The organism is Leptothrix sp. (in: b-proteobacteria), assembly GCF_965250675.1.
In the GTDB taxonomy this organism is placed as follows: Bacteria; Pseudomonadota; Gammaproteobacteria; order Burkholderiales; family Burkholderiaceae_C; genus Sphaerotilus.
Genome location: NZ_CBDFPH010000008.1, coordinates 656699 through 672556, shown reverse-complemented (window position 1 = coordinate 672556; position 15858 = coordinate 656699). Strand labels below are relative to the sequence as shown.

Annotated in this window: 21 protein-coding genes; 17 read left to right on the top strand and 4 right to left on the bottom strand. The window is 64.0% G+C overall.

Annotated elements, in window-relative coordinates:
- Window positions 1-29: 29 nt before the first annotated feature.
- Window positions 30-554 (bottom strand): hypothetical protein, encoded by a 525-nt coding sequence (locus AC5IG3_RS12465; protein WP_491906605.1) that lies wholly within the window; start codon window positions 552-554, stop codon window positions 30-32.
- A 218-nt stretch (window positions 555-772) separates the two neighbouring features.
- On the opposite strand from AC5IG3_RS12465, the gene AC5IG3_RS12460 reads away from it, so the two are divergent.
- Together AC5IG3_RS12460 and AC5IG3_RS12455 are read left to right on the top strand one after the other, a co-directional pair.
- Window positions 773-1081: a hypothetical protein gene (locus tag AC5IG3_RS12460; RefSeq protein WP_491906604.1), complete on the top strand. Its 309-nt coding sequence runs from the start codon at window positions 773-775 to the stop codon at window positions 1079-1081.
- A gap of 37 nt (window positions 1082-1118) precedes the next feature.
- Window positions 1119-1958 carry a DUF4236 domain-containing protein gene (locus AC5IG3_RS12455; RefSeq protein ID WP_491906603.1) on the top strand — a complete coding sequence of 280 codons (840 nt, stop codon included), beginning with the start codon at window positions 1119-1121 and terminating at the stop codon, window positions 1956-1958.
- 92 nt (window positions 1959-2050) lie between these two features.
- On the opposite strand, the gene AC5IG3_RS12450 is transcribed toward AC5IG3_RS12455, so the two are convergent.
- From AC5IG3_RS12450 to AC5IG3_RS12440, 3 genes are all read right to left on the bottom strand, one after another.
- Entirely contained in the window at window positions 2051-2212 is a 162-nt protein-coding gene (locus AC5IG3_RS12450) for a hypothetical protein (RefSeq protein ID WP_491904813.1), read from the bottom strand.
- Between the two features lie 18 nt (window positions 2213-2230).
- The gene (locus tag AC5IG3_RS12445) at window positions 2231-2599 is read right to left on the bottom strand and encodes a hypothetical protein (RefSeq protein WP_491904814.1); all 369 of its coding nucleotides are present in this window, start codon (window positions 2597-2599) and stop codon (window positions 2231-2233) included.
- A 327-nt stretch (window positions 2600-2926) separates the two neighbouring features.
- Window positions 2927-3403, bottom strand: a complete 477-nt coding sequence (locus AC5IG3_RS12440) for a hypothetical protein (protein WP_491906602.1) — start codon at window positions 3401-3403, stop codon at window positions 2927-2929.
- A gap of 79 nt (window positions 3404-3482) precedes the next feature.
- On the opposite strand from AC5IG3_RS12440, the gene AC5IG3_RS12435 reads away from it, so the two are divergent.
- The 15 genes from AC5IG3_RS12435 to AC5IG3_RS12365 all read left to right on the top strand — a co-directional run bounded on the left by AC5IG3_RS12435 (window position 3483) and on the right by AC5IG3_RS12365 (window position 15857).
- Complete coding sequence (locus tag AC5IG3_RS12435) at window positions 3483-3719, top strand: transcriptional regulator (protein ID WP_491906601.1); 237 nt, start codon at window positions 3483-3485, stop codon at window positions 3717-3719.
- A gap of 111 nt (window positions 3720-3830) precedes the next feature.
- Window positions 3831-4175 (top strand): hypothetical protein, encoded by a 345-nt coding sequence (locus AC5IG3_RS12430; RefSeq protein WP_491906600.1) that lies wholly within the window; start codon window positions 3831-3833, stop codon window positions 4173-4175.
- Window positions 4175-4468: a hypothetical protein gene (locus AC5IG3_RS12425; RefSeq protein WP_491906599.1), complete on the top strand. Its 294-nt coding sequence runs from the start codon at window positions 4175-4177 to the stop codon at window positions 4466-4468. The genes AC5IG3_RS12430 and AC5IG3_RS12425 overlap by 1 nt, the downstream gene beginning before the upstream one ends.
- A 28-nt stretch (window positions 4469-4496) precedes the next feature.
- A complete protein-coding gene (locus tag AC5IG3_RS12420; RefSeq protein WP_491906598.1) occupies window positions 4497-6992 on the top strand; it encodes a DUF5906 domain-containing protein in 2496 nt (831 codons plus the stop codon).
- A gap of 270 nt (window positions 6993-7262) precedes the next feature.
- A complete protein-coding gene (locus AC5IG3_RS12415; protein ID WP_491906597.1) occupies window positions 7263-7565 on the top strand; it encodes a hypothetical protein in 303 nt (100 codons plus the stop codon).
- Entirely contained in the window at window positions 7552-7959 is a 408-nt protein-coding gene (locus AC5IG3_RS12410; protein WP_491906596.1) for a hypothetical protein, read from the top strand. Before AC5IG3_RS12415 ends, AC5IG3_RS12410 begins: the two co-directional genes overlap by 14 nt.
- A gap of 135 nt (window positions 7960-8094) precedes the next feature.
- Window positions 8095-8454, top strand: a complete 360-nt coding sequence (locus AC5IG3_RS12405) for an HNH endonuclease (protein ID WP_491906595.1) — start codon at window positions 8095-8097, stop codon at window positions 8452-8454.
- A 138-nt stretch (window positions 8455-8592) separates the two neighbouring features.
- Window positions 8593-9108: a phage terminase small subunit P27 family gene (locus tag AC5IG3_RS12400; protein ID WP_491906594.1), complete on the top strand. Its 516-nt coding sequence runs from the start codon at window positions 8593-8595 to the stop codon at window positions 9106-9108.
- Between the two features lie 47 nt (window positions 9109-9155).
- Window positions 9156-10820, top strand: coding sequence for a terminase large subunit (locus tag AC5IG3_RS12395; protein WP_491906593.1), 1665 nt, complete (start codon window positions 9156-9158; stop codon window positions 10818-10820).
- Window positions 10813-12048, top strand: a complete 1236-nt coding sequence (locus AC5IG3_RS12390; RefSeq protein WP_491906592.1) for a phage portal protein — start codon at window positions 10813-10815, stop codon at window positions 12046-12048. Before AC5IG3_RS12395 ends, AC5IG3_RS12390 begins: the two co-directional genes overlap by 8 nt.
- A 9-nt stretch (window positions 12049-12057) precedes the next feature.
- Window positions 12058-12777: an HK97 family phage prohead protease gene (locus AC5IG3_RS12385; protein WP_491906591.1), complete on the top strand. Its 720-nt coding sequence runs from the start codon at window positions 12058-12060 to the stop codon at window positions 12775-12777.
- 29 nt (window positions 12778-12806) lie between these two features.
- Window positions 12807-14192: a phage major capsid protein gene (locus AC5IG3_RS12380; protein WP_491906590.1), complete on the top strand. Its 1386-nt coding sequence runs from the start codon at window positions 12807-12809 to the stop codon at window positions 14190-14192.
- A 72-nt stretch (window positions 14193-14264) separates the two neighbouring features.
- Window positions 14265-14537 (top strand): hypothetical protein, encoded by a 273-nt coding sequence (locus tag AC5IG3_RS12375; protein WP_491906589.1) that lies wholly within the window; start codon window positions 14265-14267, stop codon window positions 14535-14537.
- A 3-nt stretch (window positions 14538-14540) separates the two neighbouring features.
- A complete protein-coding gene (locus AC5IG3_RS12370; RefSeq protein ID WP_491906588.1) occupies window positions 14541-15119 on the top strand; it encodes a head-tail connector protein in 579 nt (192 codons plus the stop codon).
- A 9-nt stretch (window positions 15120-15128) separates the two neighbouring features.
- Window positions 15129-15857 (top strand): hypothetical protein, encoded by a 729-nt coding sequence (locus tag AC5IG3_RS12365; RefSeq protein ID WP_491906587.1) that lies wholly within the window; start codon window positions 15129-15131, stop codon window positions 15855-15857.
- Window position 15858: the final 1 nt, after the last annotated feature.

The window sequence follows — 15858 nt, the reverse complement described above, 5'->3', positions numbered from 1 at the left end:
GGTCTGGGTGGGAAGCCAATGCGGGCGCATCACGCCAGCCACCGGATCAACAGGCTGCCCAGCGCGACGCACAGCGCCGTGGCGAACAGGTGGTTGAGCGCGCTGGCCTTGCGGCGCGGTACTGCCCGGCGCGGCTGCTCGTCGGCCAGGCTGATGGTGTCGGCGAAGTCCAGCTGCCCGGTGAACGTGGGCAGGTCGTCATCGGCGTTGCTGTCGGCGGCGGTGGCGCAGTGCACCGGGTGCTCGCACGGCAGGATGTTGCGCACGCAGTTGCCACGGCAGGCGGGCAGCTGGCGGGCGTAGACGCCGGGCATGGTGCGGGGCGCGAATTCTTCGGCCTCGGCTTGCGCGGCGGGCAAGTCCCATGCGGCGATCAGGCTGCTGGTGTCGACGCGCTTCTGCTCGCCGGTGTCGAGCATGCGCACGACCAGCTGGCCGCCACGCTCAATGGCCAGCGGCTCAGCCTGGCGAATGGTCATCCCGCCGAACGAGCTGAAGCGGATGTTCAGCGCCCGAAGGACCGGTGTGTTGCTGCATTTCATCACGGCGCTCATGCCGCTTCTCCCGTCGCGACCTGCCCCGGCGGGGCGCTTGGGTGCGATGGGATGCAGTGTCTAGCTTTGTGCTAGCTTGTGTCAAGCACAATGCTAGAAATGAGTAGATTTTTTGCGGACGTCTGCACAAGTCCCCGTGAATCAGGGGTGACATGCGTTCCAGCACGGTTGCGTCACCGGTATGCTTGACGATCATCAGTTGATCAGGGAGAGAAAAAATGGCGATGACGGCATGCAAAGAGTGCAAGCACGAAATCAGTTCAACAGCGAAAGCATGTCCGAAATGCGGTGCAAAGATGCCAAGAACAAAGTGGTGGTTGTGGGTTCCGCTGGGCTTGATCACTGCTTTTCTGGGTTATGGCGCCATGTTGTCCAGCACTCCCGAAGGGCGGGCGCGTTCTGAGGCGCGTTCCATCATTAATTTTTGCTGGGATGAGGCTAAGCGGTCGCTGATGAACCCTATCGCCACAAATGCCTGTCGTGAGCTCGAAAACCGCTACACCGCCAAATTTGGCAGCCGGCCATGATGCTGTAGCCTGCTATCTAGTAGGGAGAATTCACAACATGGGTTTCAGATTCAGCAAGAGCTTCCGGGTGTTGCCGGGTGTGCGCGTCAACTTGAGCCGCAGCGGCATCAGCACCACGCTGGGCGGGCGCGGGGCATCGGTCAACGTCAGCAAGCGCGGCACGCGCGCGACGGTGGGGCTGCCTGGCACGGGCTTGAGCTACACCACCCCGGTAGGCCGGCGCGCAGCTGGTGCCACACGCGAGGCACAGCGCGGCGTAGGCCTGCTGGGGTTGTTGGGCCGGGGCGTGGTGTGGCTGGTTGGCGTGATGGTGGCGTCTGCGCTACTACTGCAGGTGCTGCCCGCTGCATGGGGGCCGGCAGTAGGGCTGATTTCCATCGGGCTGGTGTCTGTGGCCATGTGGTGGTGGACACGCAGCCCGCCTACTGTGCTGCCAGTGCGGCAGGCAGAGCCTGAAGAAGCACCTGACCATGACGAAGATGCCGCACCGCAGCTGCCACCCGGCGGCTTCAAGTGGCCGGCGCTGGGGCATTTCGATGCCGACATCGTGGGCGAATCGTTCTACCAGCCGGTTCTGGCACGGCTGGCCGGCAACCACGGTGACTTTTCAGCAGAGCGCGAGTGCGAGGCGCTGCTGCTGCCAGAACCAGACAATGAGCACGACGCGCTGGCTGTGGCCGTGCTGATCGACGGCCACAAGGTGGGCTATCTAGGGCGTGATGAAGCCCGCCTGTTTCGCCGCCGGCTGGGTGCGCGCAAGCTCAAGGATCAGCCCACCCGCTGCGACGCCATGATCGTGGGCGGCGGCAAGGCAGCAAAGTCGAGCCAGCGGTTTCACTACGGCGTGCGGCTGGACATCAAGCCACTGGACGTCTGACACAAGCTGGTTGGCCAACGTGCTGACGGTGCTGCGGCGGGCGTAAAAAAGCCCGCTGGGAAGCGGGCTTTTTAAGTGACCGATGAGTGCAATTAGGCGTGCTCGCCTGCTGCTTCACACTCGTGAGTCACATGGTCGAAGTGCTCTTGCACAGATTGCAACTCGGCCTTGAATTCCTTCAGCAGCACCAAGATGTCGTCGGCGCTCTTAGGCTTCAGCATGGCATGCAGGTTGAGGGTCTTGGTCGTGTTCATCTGGCTTTCCTTGCGACGTTAAATCTGTGCTTGACTTCTTAACAGGGCCATTGCGGCCTCGTAGTCGTCCTGACGTTGGTGTTTTAGTGCGGTCACTACCCGTTCAATGTGATTGATTTGCTGTTTAGCGTTCAACATCATCCGAGACAGCTCGTACTCATCCTGAACTTCGGCATAGATGGCATCAAGAATAGCCTCCATGACTTTCAGACTGAGAAGAATCTCATGAAAAGATGGATTGATCTTGTTCTCAATCAGCTTGTAGCCAAAACTCTCATGATGAGAAATGACCGTGTTCACAACCTTGAACACGCCGCCCCATGCGGTTTCAATCTCGGTCTTGATCTCTTCCCATTTGGTGTCGATTGCACCAGTGTCAATGTTCATGTTCTTCCTCCTGATTCACTTTTGGCAAAGCCAGCTATTGTGTCATGCAGGCTTAGCCTAGTGGCGCAACTTAGACTGTTCTGGGGGTCTGTTACGTTTTTGATGCACTGCAGCAAGCCTTGAGAGTACACCCGACTTGATGCCCCTATCAATCAGTGCAAACCTTGTGCAGACATCTGCACGTTAAAGCAACAGATCAAGCTCTTGCCGTTGAAAAGAGCCCCCACGCTCCCGTGATTTCAGTGATCGAGCACCCCGCACTCAGGGGGTGATCCCTCTTTTGGTGGAAGCGCTTGACCTGCGTCAGGTCGTAGATTCGAGCCCCCATCACGCCGCCTTGCGTGGTTTGGCGGGCTCAGCTTGCAGCAACTGCAGCACTAAGCCTTGCCACGGGCCTTGACCGCCTGCGTTGGCCCAGCCGGCCAGGTTGGACGCCAGGGCTGGGCGCGTGTCCGCACTGGTCGCTGCCAAGGCGATGCCGAGCGTTTCCAGCGCCTGCTCGATGGAGATGGTGGTTAGCTGTACAGCGGCTGTCTGCTCTGAAGGGCCTTCCCGTGGTGGCAGATCCATCCATCCCGGTTCACGACCATCTGCAAAAGCCGCCCCAATCTTTTTTGCGGTGGCTTTCCCTATTTGTCGGGGTCTTCCGTCTTTCTGAGCTTTGCCTTCGCAAAGTTGATAGACGTACTCCTCGCTGATGCTCGCCAGCTGGGCAACAGCCCGGTACCCAGCGCGTTTATCGCCCTTGCCTTCGACCGCGACGATGAGTCGCAAGTGGGCCATCCAGTTGTCTTCGACGCTCATGACGTATTCAAGCAAGCGGCTAGAGAAATCGGCTAGCAGAGAGCTTGCCTGTAGCTAGCACGGTGCTAGACTTGGGTGCATGGAACAAACCACCCATGAGCAACGCCTGCTGATCGCCGCCCTGTGCGGCATCGGCGAGCCTTACCTCTACCAAGTCCTGACACGCCGCCGTGTGGCGAGCGAAAAGCTCTGTGTCTTGATTGAGCGTGCAACGGCTGGGCGAATCATGCGCTGGCACCTGCGGCCCGATGACTGGGCCGATATCTGGCCTGAACTGAAGACCTGGGCCGATGCTCCTGAACTGAAGGCTGCGTGATGGCATCGCGTCTTCTCCCCCTGGTTGGCACAGCCCGATCTTCAGCGCATGTCACCCCCTTGAATAGGGGGGTTGCGTCGGAACGCATCGGACACCCTGAAGGGGCCTGCCATGCATGAGCATCTGGCCGATGCGCTGGCTGCTGCGGTGCAGCATCTGGGTGGTGCCAAAGCTGCCGGTGTGCAGATCTGGCCGGACCTGCCCGCAGACGCGGCAGGCCGCCGGCTGCGTGATGTGCTCAACCCCGACCGCGCTGAAAAACTCAGCCTTGATCAACTGGTGCTGCTGATTCGCCTGGGCGCGGCGCAGGGCTGCCACGCGCCCATGCAGTGGCTGGCTCAGGCCGTGGGCTATGAGTCTGTCCGCCCCATGAACCAGGACGCCGAACGCGCAGCACTGCGCCGGCAGATGCAGGAGCTGATGCAGCGCCTGGAAGACATCGAGGGAAAGCGCTGATGCGACCCAAAGGTGAAGTCCGTCTGGCCATTGCGATGGCTGCAGCCCAGTGCCCCACTGGCGCCACCTGGCGTGAGCTGGCCGCCATGTCTTGCGTGGGCTGGGCCGATGCGCGGGACACCATCAAGAACATGGTCACGGCCGGCGAACTGGTGGTGCTGACAACCCGCCGCCAACCTGGCGCCGCCCGCCCCCTGAACGTGTACGCACCGGCCGCCTGCGAGCAGCGCGGCGGGGCATCGCTGAACCAGGTTCTGACGATCTGGGCACAGACCCAGCCGCAGCCAGCCTGACGACAAATCAACAACAAGGCGCAGAGTGATGAGTGATTGGCAACAGGCGCAGGCATGCGTCCCCCAGGCCATGCGCGACCGCGTGCAGTGGCTGTTTTTCCGCTTCGAGCAACACGAGGGCGAGAAGAAGCCACGCAAGGTGCCGTACTACCTGAATGGCAAGCGTCGCATGGGTGTGCAAGGCAGTCCGGAAGACCGGGCCGCGCTGTGCACGTTCGACCAGGTCAGTGCACCGCTGGGCCGCAAGCGCTTTGACGGCGCGGGCTTTGCGTTTCTGCCGGGTGACGGGCTGATCGGGATCGACATTGATCGGGCGATCGACACTGAGACCGGCGAGGTGGCTGAGCACTGCCGCGAGATCATCGAGCGCTGTGCGAGCTACACGGAACTGAGCCCGAGCGGCACAGGCGTGCACATCATCGTGGAGGGTGAGACCAAGACGTTCAAGTCCAACGAGGTGGGCGTCGAGGTGTTCTGCGGCCGGCAGTTTTTCACCGTGACTGGTGCGCACTGGGCGGGATCGCCGGCGCAGGTGAGCGCGATCGGTGCAGACACGCTGGGCTGGTTGCACGGCCTGGTCAAGGGTGCCGCGCAGGCCCCGGCTGCAGTGCAGGCGCCCGCACCAGCCATGCCGAGCGCAGGCCCGGTGCGTGACGCTGCCCGCGATGCGACGCGCTACTGCATGGCAGCGCTGGAGTCTGGCGTGCAGCGCATGCGCAGCGCGGGCGAAGGCAAGCGCAACGACACACTGAACACTGAGGCCTACGGCCTGGCGCAGCTGGTGCACACGGGTGGCATCAGCGAGATCGTGATCCGCTCGACACTGGCGGATGCCGCGCGGGCCTGCGGGCTGGCCGATGCCGAGATCATGCAGACGATGGGCAGTGGCATTCGTGCAGGGCTGATGGCGCCGCGCGACTTGCCGGTGCGCGAGCGCCCGGCGCTGCGGTCGGTGCCGACACGTGCACCGGCGCCGGCAGCTGCGCAACAGGCTGACGAACAAGAGCCGCCTTGGGTGGCCGAAGACGGCCCGTCTTCCCCGCCCCCATCTGGCGATGAAGCGCCCCACGCCCCTACGCGGGGGAAGGGTGCCGCGCGCAAGCGATCAAGCAAGGCCTCGGCGCCGAAGCAGCGCGAAGCCGATGGCGACGACGAACGCGATGAGTTTTTCTGGCAGCGCGTCGACGTGCTGACGGAACGGTTCACGCTGATCGAGGCTTCTGACACGGCCTGGGACCGCAAGCTGCAGCTGATCTACCGCGTGGCGAACATGCGCATGCGGTTCGGCACGCAAGAGGTCAAGGCGTGGCTGGCGCGCATTGCCAAGGATTCGGTGGCCACAGTGCTGCCGACAGATCTGGTGTTTGAGCCTGGCCAAGCGGTGGGCGCGCACCAGATCAACATGTTCGGCGGCCTGACGCTGCAGCCAACGCCGTGCACAGCGGCCGATGTGGAGCCGATGCTGAATCTGCTGCGGCACCTGTGCAGCGAGACGTCCAGCAGCGCTGACGATGTGGATGCGGTGCTGCACTGGATCTTGTGTTGGCAGGCGCTGCCGCTACAGCAGCTGGGCGTGAAGATGCAGACGGCGTGTGTGTTCCACGGCGCGCAGGGCACGGGCAAGAACCTGTACTGGGATGCGTGGCGCGACCTGTTTGGCGACTACGGCATCAGCGTGAGCCAGACCGAGCTGGAAGACAAGTTCAACGGCTGGGTGAGCCGCAAGCTGGCGATCGTTGGCGATGAGGTGGTGAGCCGGCAGGAGATGTATCACAACAAGAACCGGCTCAAGCTGATCGTCACGCAGGAGACCAAGTTCCCGATTCGGGGCATGCAGCAGGAAACGCGCTGGGAGAGCAACCACGCGAACGTGGTGTTTCTGTCGAATGAGCCGCAGCCTCTGGCTCTGGAAGAGCGCGACCGACGCTACATGGTGATCTATACGCCACTGGAAGCGGACCCGGCGCTGTACGAAGCGGTGCGTGTGTTCAAGGCCAATGGTGGGTTGGCCAAGTGGCTCTACTACCTGCAGCACTACACGCTTGATGGCTTCACGGCGCACACGAAGCCGATCATGACCCGGGCCAAGGAAGAGCTGATCGAGCTGAACTGGAAGGCGCCCGAGCGGTTTGCGCATGAATGGCTTGAGCACTTTCTGGATCTGCCGGTGCGGGTCTGCTCAGCGGAACAGCTGTACCGAGCTTTCCGGCGCTGGGCGGATCAGCAGGGCGAGCGCTGGCCACCGAGTCAGGCGATCTTCACGCGCAGCGTGGAGCGCTGGGTCAAGGAGCGCTGCAAGCGCAACGCATCAGGCCGGCTCGAACTGCCAGCGCTGCACTACAAGCAGGTGGCGCTCAAGGATGCGGCGGCCAACCGCAAGACGGTGCGCTGCTGGTTGCCGGTGGGCTCCCTCCCTCCCTCGGGCGTGAGCGAAGGTGAGTGGGCCTATCAAAGCGTCCAGGCGTTCGAAGCTGATGTGGCGCGCTTCTGCCGTCGACCTGGTGCGCTGGGAGATGAGGCATGACCGCGCCGATGCTGGCTGTTGTTGCGCGGCTATCCCGCACATATCCCGCGCTAAGTGGTTGTCGTTACTTGTGTTCCGGCATCCCGCGCAGTTTCCTCGCGGGTACGTGTGCATGTGTGCGAAGGGCTGCTGATGTGCTGTGCAATTTCTTCGCACGAGATATGGCCCGGGACAGCGGAACACAAGTAACGACAACCACTTAGCGCGGGACAGTGGCGGGATGCATGCGGGATACGCGCGCGCATCTCCATCACCTCATTTTTTACTTTCATGGAAAAGAGAGAGGGGTTGGGAATGGAGAAGAAGGACTGGGGCTGGTTGCCCAAGCACATGCCCGGTGTGGCCGTGGTGATTGCCGAGAAGCGAGCGCTGCATGGCGCGGCCTGGGTGAACGAGTGCTGGCACAAGGGCGTGGTGGAAGCTCAGCCGGGCTGGTTCTTTGCGGCTCAGGGCTCGATGGCTGTGGGCGTGCCGCCGGCCGGCATGGCTGAAGCGTTCTTCGGTGAGGTGCAGACCAAGTACGCGGGTTCGTGCCTGGTGTTCATCAAGGAGCCGGCCCATGCATCCCAGTGACCGACAGGTTTGGGTCGAAGCCAAGCTCACCAACTGGGCGCGCTGGCTGGCAGATCGATCTACTGGTGCGGTGGGCTACCCGAAGCAGTCGCCATTTCTTCGGCTGGGTGGGCGTGCGGCCAGCACCGACAACGTGATTCCGCTGGATGCGATCGATGCCGAACGCACTGATCGCGCAGTCGAGTCGCTGAGGTTCAGCGCGTATCTGGTCTGGCGCACACTGCAGTGCCGCTGGCCTGGCGATCCGCATGAGCCAGCGCACCTGCGCAGAGAAATGCAGGTCAACGAGGTTGCGGCACGCATGGGTTGCACACCGCGCACCGTGCATAACCGCACCAACGCGGGCCTGCTGCTAGTGGCTCAGGCGCTGACCCAGCAGCGTGAGCGTGCATAAAGTAGTTTTACCCATTTCACCTTATCGGTACATTTCAGGCACTCTGCGCAAGCGGTGTGTCTTTCGAGATCGCCGTGCGTTTCAGCCCCGTTCGGACGCCATCCCGACGGGGCTTTTTTTTGGACCAAAGCCACCATGCCGACATCAGCCCCGAAGCCCTGCACACAGTGCGGCGTGCTGGTGCGCGATGGGTCGTCGCGGTGTGATGCGCACAAGGCTGCAGCCTGGATCAAGTCCACGCCGTACAAGCGCGAGAGCGGACGCCGGCTGCAGCGCAAGCGGGCCGAACTGTTTGCTCGCGAGCCTCTGTGCCGCGAGTGCAGCAAGCATGGGCGTGTGGCGCTGGGTGAGATCCGCGATCACATCATCCCGCTGGCCGAAGGCGGCACCGATGTGGACAGCAACGTCCAGCCGCTGTGCAAGTCGTGCAGCGACACGAAGACGGCCGGCGAGTCGGCACGCGGCGTCCGGCGTGGCTACGGGAGGGGGGTATGAATCTCTGCAGCCCCCCAAGCGGAAACCGACTGGTTAGCCAAATTTTTACGTGCGGGAGTTTCGGGGGAGGGGGTACCCCTGACCGCATGGGTGGAGATGTTGATGGGCGCTAGAGGGCCGAAGGCACTGCCTTCAAACGTGCACCTGATCCGCGGCAACCCAAGTAAGAAAAGCCTCGCCGACCTGGTCGACGAGCTGCAGCCTGAAGTCGAGATCCCGGGCTGCCCGCCTCATCTACTGCCCGAGGCCCGAAAGGAATGGAAGCGCATCACGCCCGAGCTGGAGCGTTACGGCCTCATCTCCAAACTCGACCGCGCCGCACTGTCGCTGTACTGCCAGGCCTGGGCTCGCTGGGTCTGGGCTGAGCGACAGCTGCAGCGCGCGCAAGTGCTGGCTCAGGCCCGCATGGAAGAAGCCGAAGCCAAAGGCGAGATCTACGAAGGCGGCGACGGCCTCACAGTGCCGACGCCCAACGGACACATGACTTACTCGCCGCACTGGGTGGTGGCGAACAAGGCCATGGAGCAGGTGCACAAGTACCAAGCATCTTTTGGCCTGGACCCCGCATCACGCGGCCGCGTCAACACCAGCAAGGTGCGACAGCGCGACATGTTCGATAGCGAGCCCGACCAGGGCGGATTCAACGACCTCTGACTCCCATGAAGGACTACGCCGCCATCGCCACCGCCTACGCGCGGGACGTGGTGGGCGGCAGCGTGCCTGCGTGCAAGTGGCACCGCCTGGCGTGTCAGCGCCACCTCGACAACCTCGACCGCACAGCCACTGGCTGGCAGTACCTCTGGAACCCCGAACTGGTCGACCGCAACGGCAAGGCCTACCGCCCGGCCGATCGCATCTGCCGGTTCGCGGAGCTGATGTCGCACATCAAGGGTGACTGGGCAGCGCGCGGCGAGCGCATCCGCCTGGAGCCCTGGCAAGTCTTCTGCCTGGCGAGCATCTTCGGGTGGATCGATGCGGAGACGCTCAAGCGCCGGTTCAGGAAGGCCGATCTCTTCATCCCGCGCAAAAACGCCAAGAGCACCTTGGCAGCGATCATCGGCAACTACATGCTCGCCCTTGACGGCGAGTTTGGTGCCGAGGTCTATTCGGGCGCCACGTCCAAGGACCAGGCGCTCGAAGTCTTTCGGCCTGCCAGCCTGATGGCCAAGGCCTCCGGTGAGTTCCGCGCCCGGTATGGCGTTCTGCTCAACGCCAGCAATATGGCGGTTCCTGAGACCAACAGCAAATTCGAGCCCCTGATCGGTGACCCGGGCGACGGCGCCTCGCCGAGCTGCTCGATCACCGACGAGTACCACGAGCACAAGACCAGCAGCCAGTACGACACCATGGTCACTGGCATGGGCGCGCGCTCGCAGCCGCTGGCCCTGGTGATCACCACAGCTGGCAACAACATTGGCGGCCCGTGCTACGTCCACCAAGTCGAACTGGAGCGCATTCTTGAAGGCGTCATCGTCAGCGAGCAGCGCTTTGGGATCATCTTCGGCATCGACAAGGACGACGACTGGACCGATCCGAAGGTGCTGGCCAAAGCCAACCCCAACTTCGGCGTGTCCGTCGGCAGGGACTTCTTGCTCGACGCACAGACCACCGCCATCACCGACCCACGCAAGCAGGCCGTATTCAAGACCAAGCACCTCAACGTGTGGGTCAATGCCGCCAGCCCCTGGATCAACGTGCAGAGCTTCCAGAAATGCGGTGACACCACGCTGCGGCGTGAAGACTTCGCCGGGTGCCCTTGCGTGCCCGGGCTCGACCTGGCCAGCAAGACTGACATTGCCACGCATGCTGACCTGTTCCGCAAGCTCATCGACAACAAGTGGCACTACTACTTGTTCACGCGCAACTACTTACCCGAGGCCGCAGTGCAGAAACCGGAAAACCAGCACTACCAAGATTGGGTCGAGCGCGGGCATCTCATCGCCACGCCGGGAAACATGATTGACCTGAACCAGATCCGGGAAGGTGTTGAGGCCGGTGCAAACGTCTGCACTTACGACGAAATTGCCATGGACTCCTGGGGCTCGCGCGAGATCGCGCCGCAGCTGCAGGCCAACGGGCACACCGTAGTCGATATCCCGATGACGACGCGCAACCTCAGCGAGCCCATGAAGGAAATTGCCGCCCTGGTCGACAGCGGGCGCTTCCACCACGATGGCAACCTGGCAACCATTTGGATGTTTTCCAACGTCGAGGTCCTCGAAGACCGCAACGAGAACATCTTCCCTCGCAAGGCCAGCGCCGAAAAGAAGATCGATGCCGCCGTGGCCACCATCATTGCCATGGCGCGGCTGATGGTCGGCGCTCAAGTCGAGACGTCATTCTGGGAGAACGCATCCCATGCGTAACCCCTTCGCCTTCCTCAGCCGCAAAGCCGCTGCCGGCACCAGCTACGGCAGCGCCACGCTGGGCCGGCTGCTGGCCGCTGCGTTCGGTGCGGGCGGCGCCACCAAGAGCGGCGCCACCGTCACCACCGAGACCGCTCTCGAAGTCTCTGCCGTGCTGGCCTGCGTGCGCGTGCTGGCCGAAGGCGTCGCACAGGTGCCCTGGAAGCTCATGCGCCAGACCGACCGCAAGCGCGAAGAGCAGCGCAACCACCCGCTGTGGATGCTGCTGCACCGCAAGCCCAACCGCTGGCAGACCTCGTTCGCGTTCCGGGAGACGCTGATGCTGCACGCCCTGGTGGGCTGCCGTGGCGCCGCGTTCGTGTTTCGCAGCTACACCAGCATCGGCGGCCCGCGCCGCCTGGCTGAGCTGATCCTGCTCGACCCGGCCCGCATCACCGAGCACGTGGCCGACGATGGCACCAAGACCTACACGGCGCGCGGCAAGAACGGCAGCGAACGCACGCTGACCGAGGCCGATATCTGGCACATCCCCGGCCCGAGCTGGGACGGGCACACCGGCATGCCGCTCATCGTCAAGGCTCGCGAGGCCATCGGCCTGGCCATGGCCGCTGAAGAGACGCAAGCCAACCTGCACAGCAAGGGCGTGCAGACGTCTGGAACGTACTCGGTCGAAGGCGCGCTCAACCCCCAGCAGTACAAGGACATGAAGGCCTGGGTGATCAAGGAGTTCGGCGCTGAGAACAAAGGCGCGCCCATGATCCTGGACCGTGGCGCCAAGTGGCTGCCTACCAGCATGACCGCCGTCGACGCGCAGCACATCGAGACCCGCAAGCACCAGGTCGAAGAGATCTGCCGCATGTTCCGCGTCATGCCGATCATGGTCGGCCAGGCCGACAAGGCCGCCACCTACGCCAGCGCTGAACAGATGTTCATTGCGCACCTGGTGCATACCCTCATGCCCTGGTATGAGCGCATCGAGCAGAGCGCCGACTGCAATCTGCTCACCGACCGCGAGCTGGCCGACGGCTACTACACCCTGCTGGAGCCCACCGGCATGCTGCGCGGCAGCCTCAAGGACACCGCCGACTACATCGTCAAGCTCACGCAGATCGGCACGATCACGCGCAACGAAGGCCGCGAGCTGCTCGACCGCAACCCGATCGATGGGCTCGATGAGCCCCTCACCCCCATGAACCTCATGGGCGATACCACCGCCGCCACCGCCTGAGAGGCACCCATGCACACACGATTCACCCCGGGCCGCTTGCGCACCAAGTCGGTCGGCACGGTCACGGACGTCAAGTACATCGACCGCCCGTTCGAGCTGAAGGCCATCGACGATGCCGGCGAGTTCAGCGGCTACGGCAGCGTCTTCGGCAACGTCGACAGCTACGGCGAAATCGTCGCCCCCGGCGCCTTCGCTGACAGCCTCAAGGCCTGGAAAGACACCGGCCGCCTGCCGCCCGTGCTGTGGCAGCACCGCTCTGGCGAGCCGGTCGGCGTGTTTTTCGAAATGCGTGAAGACGCCTACGGCCTGTTCGTGCGCGGCAAGCTGCTGGTCGACGATGTTGTGCGCGCCAAGGAAGCTCGTGCGCTCATGAAAGCCAAGGCCGTCAACGGCCTGAGCATCGGCTTCGTGACGCGAGAAGAGACCTACGACCGAGTCACCGGCATCCGCACCCTCACCAAGATTGACCTGTGGGAGACGTCGATCGTCACCTTCCCGGCTAACCCTGCGGCGCAGATCAGTGCCGTCAAGAGCGCCATCGATCAACTCGAATCCCTCGCGGATGCCGAGCGCTACCTGCGTGATGCAGGTGGCCTCAGCAAGCGCGAAGCCACGGCCTTCGTCGGCCGCATCAAGTCCCTGCAGAGCCGGAGTGATTCCGATGAGCTGGGCGATCTGCAAGACCTGCAGAAGTCCCTCGCGGACCTCAAAGGCCTGTTCACCTCCTGACCCAAACCCCCTCCATAGGAATCACCATCATGACCCGCACCCGCGCCCTCACCACGCTCTTCGCCGTGGCCTCTCTGGTGGCCCTTGCCGCCGTTCAACTCTTCGCCCCGCACCTGCTGGGTAGCCTGCAGCCGCAAGACCTGGGCGGCCTGTTCCTGTTGGCCAACGCGCCTGTCGGCCTCACCGAGGTCAAGAGCCTGGTCGAATCCATCCAGAAGGGCTTTGCCGACTTCAAGAGCATCAACGATGACCGCTTGTCCAAGATCGAAAAAGGCGCCGCCACCGGCGACTTCGAAGCCAAGCTCGCCGCCGTGCAAGGCGACATTGCCAAGGCGCTCGACCTGAAGAAAGACCTCGAACGCCTGGAGTCCAAGCAGAACCTGCAAGGCCTCATGGGTGGCGACACCAAGGGCACCAGCCCGGAAAAGCTTGCCTACAAGACCGCCTTCTTTGACCGCTTCGTGCGCAAGGGCCAGGACGACGCTGAGTTGAAAGCCCTGCAGGCCAAAGCCGTCAACACCACCACCCCAGCCGACGGCGGCTACGCTGTGCCCGAGCAGATCGACCGTGAAATTGAGAAGCTCGCCCGCGACATGAGCCCCATGCGCCAGGTCGCCAACATCGTCACCGTCTCCACCAGCGACTACAAGAAGCTGGTCAACCGCAACGGCATCGCCAGCGGCTGGGTCGGCGAATCTGACGCTCGCCCCGCCACCAACACCAGCACGCTGGCTGAGGTCGTGCCGACCATGGGCGAGCTGTACGCCAACCCGCAGGTCACCCAGCAAGCGCTGGACGACATGTTCTATGACGTCGAAGCCGACATCGCCACGCAGCTGGTCGAAGAGTTCGCCATCGCCGAAGGCGCCGCCTTCATCACCGGCAACGGCACCAACAAGCCCACCGGCTTCCTTGCCGGCGCCACGGCGGCCACCGCCGACAACACCCGCGCCTTCGGCACGCTGGAACACATCGCCACCGGCGTGGCTGGCGACTTCGCCGCAGCCAACAAGGCCGATGTGCTGTTCACCGCGGTCGGCGCCCTGAAAGCTGCCTACCGCAACGGCAGCGGCTGGATGATGAACAAGGGCGTGCTGTTCGAGATCCTGCGGATCAAGGACACCAGCGGCCAGTACCTCTGGCAGCCGTCCATCCAAGATGGCGGCCTGGGCATCCGCCTGCTGGGCTTCGGCGTCACCGAGGCTGAGGACATGCCTGCCAAGGCCGCCAACGCCCTGGCCATCGCTTTCGGCAACTTCAAGCGCGGCTACACCATCGTCGACCGCGTCGGCATGCGCATGCTGCGTGACCCGTACAGCAACAAGCCGTACGTGGGCTTCTACACGACCAAGCGCGTGGGCGGCAAGCTGGTCAACAGCGAAGCCATCAAGCTCATCAAGTTCGCCGCTGCGTAAGCCACGCCCTGCCGCAACCTGCTGCCACCCTCAAGCCCGGCCACGCGCCGGGCTTTTTCATGGAGCCTGCACATGCCCGCCCTCATCATCATCAAGCCCTTCAAGTTCGCGCACGGCGGCATCCACGTCGAAGAGTTCCTACCCGGCGCTGAAGCCCAGGAGCTGACCGACGAATGCGCCGCCGTCGCGCTGGCCGAAGGCTGGGCACGCCCCAAGCGCGGCCGCCCCGCTGGCCAGGCCACGCCTGCCGCCACGCCCCAGACAGCCGATGCAGCTGCCGCCACCGACAGTGCAGACGCCGGCACTCAGGCCGACCTGGTCGGCGGCACCGACGCCCAGGCCTGATCCATGCGCTTGTTGCCCACGCCGATCACACCGCCGGCGGTCGAGCCCGTCACGCTGGCCGACTGCCGGGGTGACGCACGCATTGACCACGACGCCTTCGACGGCCTGCTGCCCACCTACATCGCTGCAGCGCGCCAGGCGTGCGAGCACGAGACCGGGCTCAAGCTCATCACCCAGACCTGCCGCGCAGAGCTGACCGACTGGCCGACCGACGACGACGTGATCGGCCTCAGCCCTGCTACCGCCGCCACCATCACGTACTGGACCGGCAGCATCTGGGCAACCCTGGCCGCCGGCCTGCACCAGCTCGACCAGACCGCTGGCGGCTGCGTCATCCTGCCCACCGTCGGCGCCGTCTGGCCCGCCCTGGGCGAGCGCAACGGCCCGCGCGTTCGCGTCGACGTGACCTGCGGCTTTGGCCCCGCGCCTGACGACGTGCCGGCCAGCCTACGCCTCTGGATACGTGCCCAGGTCGCCGCCACCGTTCGCGATCCCGCGTCCTTTATCACCGGCACGATCGTCGCCATCAACCCCCAAATGCAAGGACTGCTGGACCCGCACCGGGTCTATGTCCGTCGCTGAAAGCTGCTCATGCCTGACATCCTTTTTGAAGCCCCTACGGGCATCACCCGCCGTTTCCGGGACATGGGCGATGGCACGTTCGCCGAAGTGATTGCGATCGATGGCGCAGCTGGCGGCGCACCATCACTGCCCGCCGGCGCCGCGACTGAAGCCACCCTAGCCGCAGCCAGCGCGAAGCTGCCGGCGACCCTGGGCCCCAAGACCAGCGCCGCCAGCCTGAGCGTCACGCCCGCCATGGATGCTGTGACGGTGGTGGGCGGCCTCTCGGCCAACCCCAGCGCCATGTTCACGCGCCCCGCCGACACCACGGCCTACGCCAGCGGCGATCTGGTTGCCAACAGCACCACGGCGGGGGCAGTGGTGCCGCTGTCCCTGACTGCGGCTCGGGTGGCTGCAGGCGGATTCCTTCTGCACCGCTTGCTGTTGCGCAAGAGCGGCACCAGCACCACCAATGCGGCGTTCCGCGTCCACCTGTTCGGCGCAGCCCCGACGGTGACGGCAGGCGACAACGGCGTGCTCGCCATGTCGGGTTCGGCCAGTTACCTCGGCCAAGTCGATATCACGATGACCCAGGCCTTCACTGACGGCGCGGTGGGCATGAGCGACTTCACCATGAGCGACATGATCGTGCGCCTCGGTGCCGGCCAGAGCCTCTACGCGCTGATCGAAGCGCGCGGCGCCTACACCCCGGCCAGCGGCGAGACGTTCGCCCTGGTGGCCGACATCGCGCAGGACTGAG

Bases quoted from the DNA above. Each gene is read 5' to 3' on its own strand.
- AC5IG3_RS12465 (WP_491906605.1), bottom strand. From the start codon at position 554: ATGAGCGCCGTGATGAAATGCAGCAACACACCGGTCCTTCGGGCGCTG.
- AC5IG3_RS12460 (WP_491906604.1), top strand. From the start codon at position 773: ATGGCGATGACGGCATGCAAAGAGTGCAAGCACGAAATCAGTTCAACA.
- AC5IG3_RS12455 (WP_491906603.1), top strand. From the start codon at position 1,119: ATGGGTTTCAGATTCAGCAAGAGCTTCCGGGTGTTGCCGGGTGTGCGC.
- AC5IG3_RS12450 (WP_491904813.1), bottom strand. From the start codon at position 2,212: ATGAACACGACCAAGACCCTCAACCTGCATGCCATGCTGAAGCCTAAG.
- AC5IG3_RS12445 (WP_491904814.1), bottom strand. From the start codon at position 2,599: ATGAACATTGACACTGGTGCAATCGACACCAAATGGGAAGAGATCAAG.
- AC5IG3_RS12440 (WP_491906602.1), bottom strand. From the start codon at position 3,403: ATGAGCGTCGAAGACAACTGGATGGCCCACTTGCGACTCATCGTCGCG.
- AC5IG3_RS12435 (WP_491906601.1), top strand. From the start codon at position 3,483: ATGGAACAAACCACCCATGAGCAACGCCTGCTGATCGCCGCCCTGTGC.
- AC5IG3_RS12430 (WP_491906600.1), top strand. From the start codon at position 3,831: ATGCATGAGCATCTGGCCGATGCGCTGGCTGCTGCGGTGCAGCATCTG.
- AC5IG3_RS12425 (WP_491906599.1), top strand. From the start codon at position 4,175: ATGCGACCCAAAGGTGAAGTCCGTCTGGCCATTGCGATGGCTGCAGCC.
- AC5IG3_RS12420 (WP_491906598.1), top strand. From the start codon at position 4,497: ATGAGTGATTGGCAACAGGCGCAGGCATGCGTCCCCCAGGCCATGCGC.
- AC5IG3_RS12415 (WP_491906597.1), top strand. From the start codon at position 7,263: ATGGAAAAGAGAGAGGGGTTGGGAATGGAGAAGAAGGACTGGGGCTGG.
- AC5IG3_RS12410 (WP_491906596.1), top strand. From the start codon at position 7,552: ATGCATCCCAGTGACCGACAGGTTTGGGTCGAAGCCAAGCTCACCAAC.
- AC5IG3_RS12405 (WP_491906595.1), top strand. From the start codon at position 8,095: ATGCCGACATCAGCCCCGAAGCCCTGCACACAGTGCGGCGTGCTGGTG.
- AC5IG3_RS12390 (WP_491906592.1), top strand. From the start codon at position 10,813: ATGCGTAACCCCTTCGCCTTCCTCAGCCGCAAAGCCGCTGCCGGCACC.
- AC5IG3_RS12385 (WP_491906591.1), top strand. From the start codon at position 12,058: ATGCACACACGATTCACCCCGGGCCGCTTGCGCACCAAGTCGGTCGGC.
- AC5IG3_RS12380 (WP_491906590.1), top strand. From the start codon at position 12,807: ATGACCCGCACCCGCGCCCTCACCACGCTCTTCGCCGTGGCCTCTCTG.
- AC5IG3_RS12375 (WP_491906589.1), top strand. From the start codon at position 14,265: ATGCCCGCCCTCATCATCATCAAGCCCTTCAAGTTCGCGCACGGCGGC.
- AC5IG3_RS12370 (WP_491906588.1), top strand. From the start codon at position 14,541: ATGCGCTTGTTGCCCACGCCGATCACACCGCCGGCGGTCGAGCCCGTC.
- AC5IG3_RS12365 (WP_491906587.1), top strand. From the start codon at position 15,129: ATGCCTGACATCCTTTTTGAAGCCCCTACGGGCATCACCCGCCGTTTC.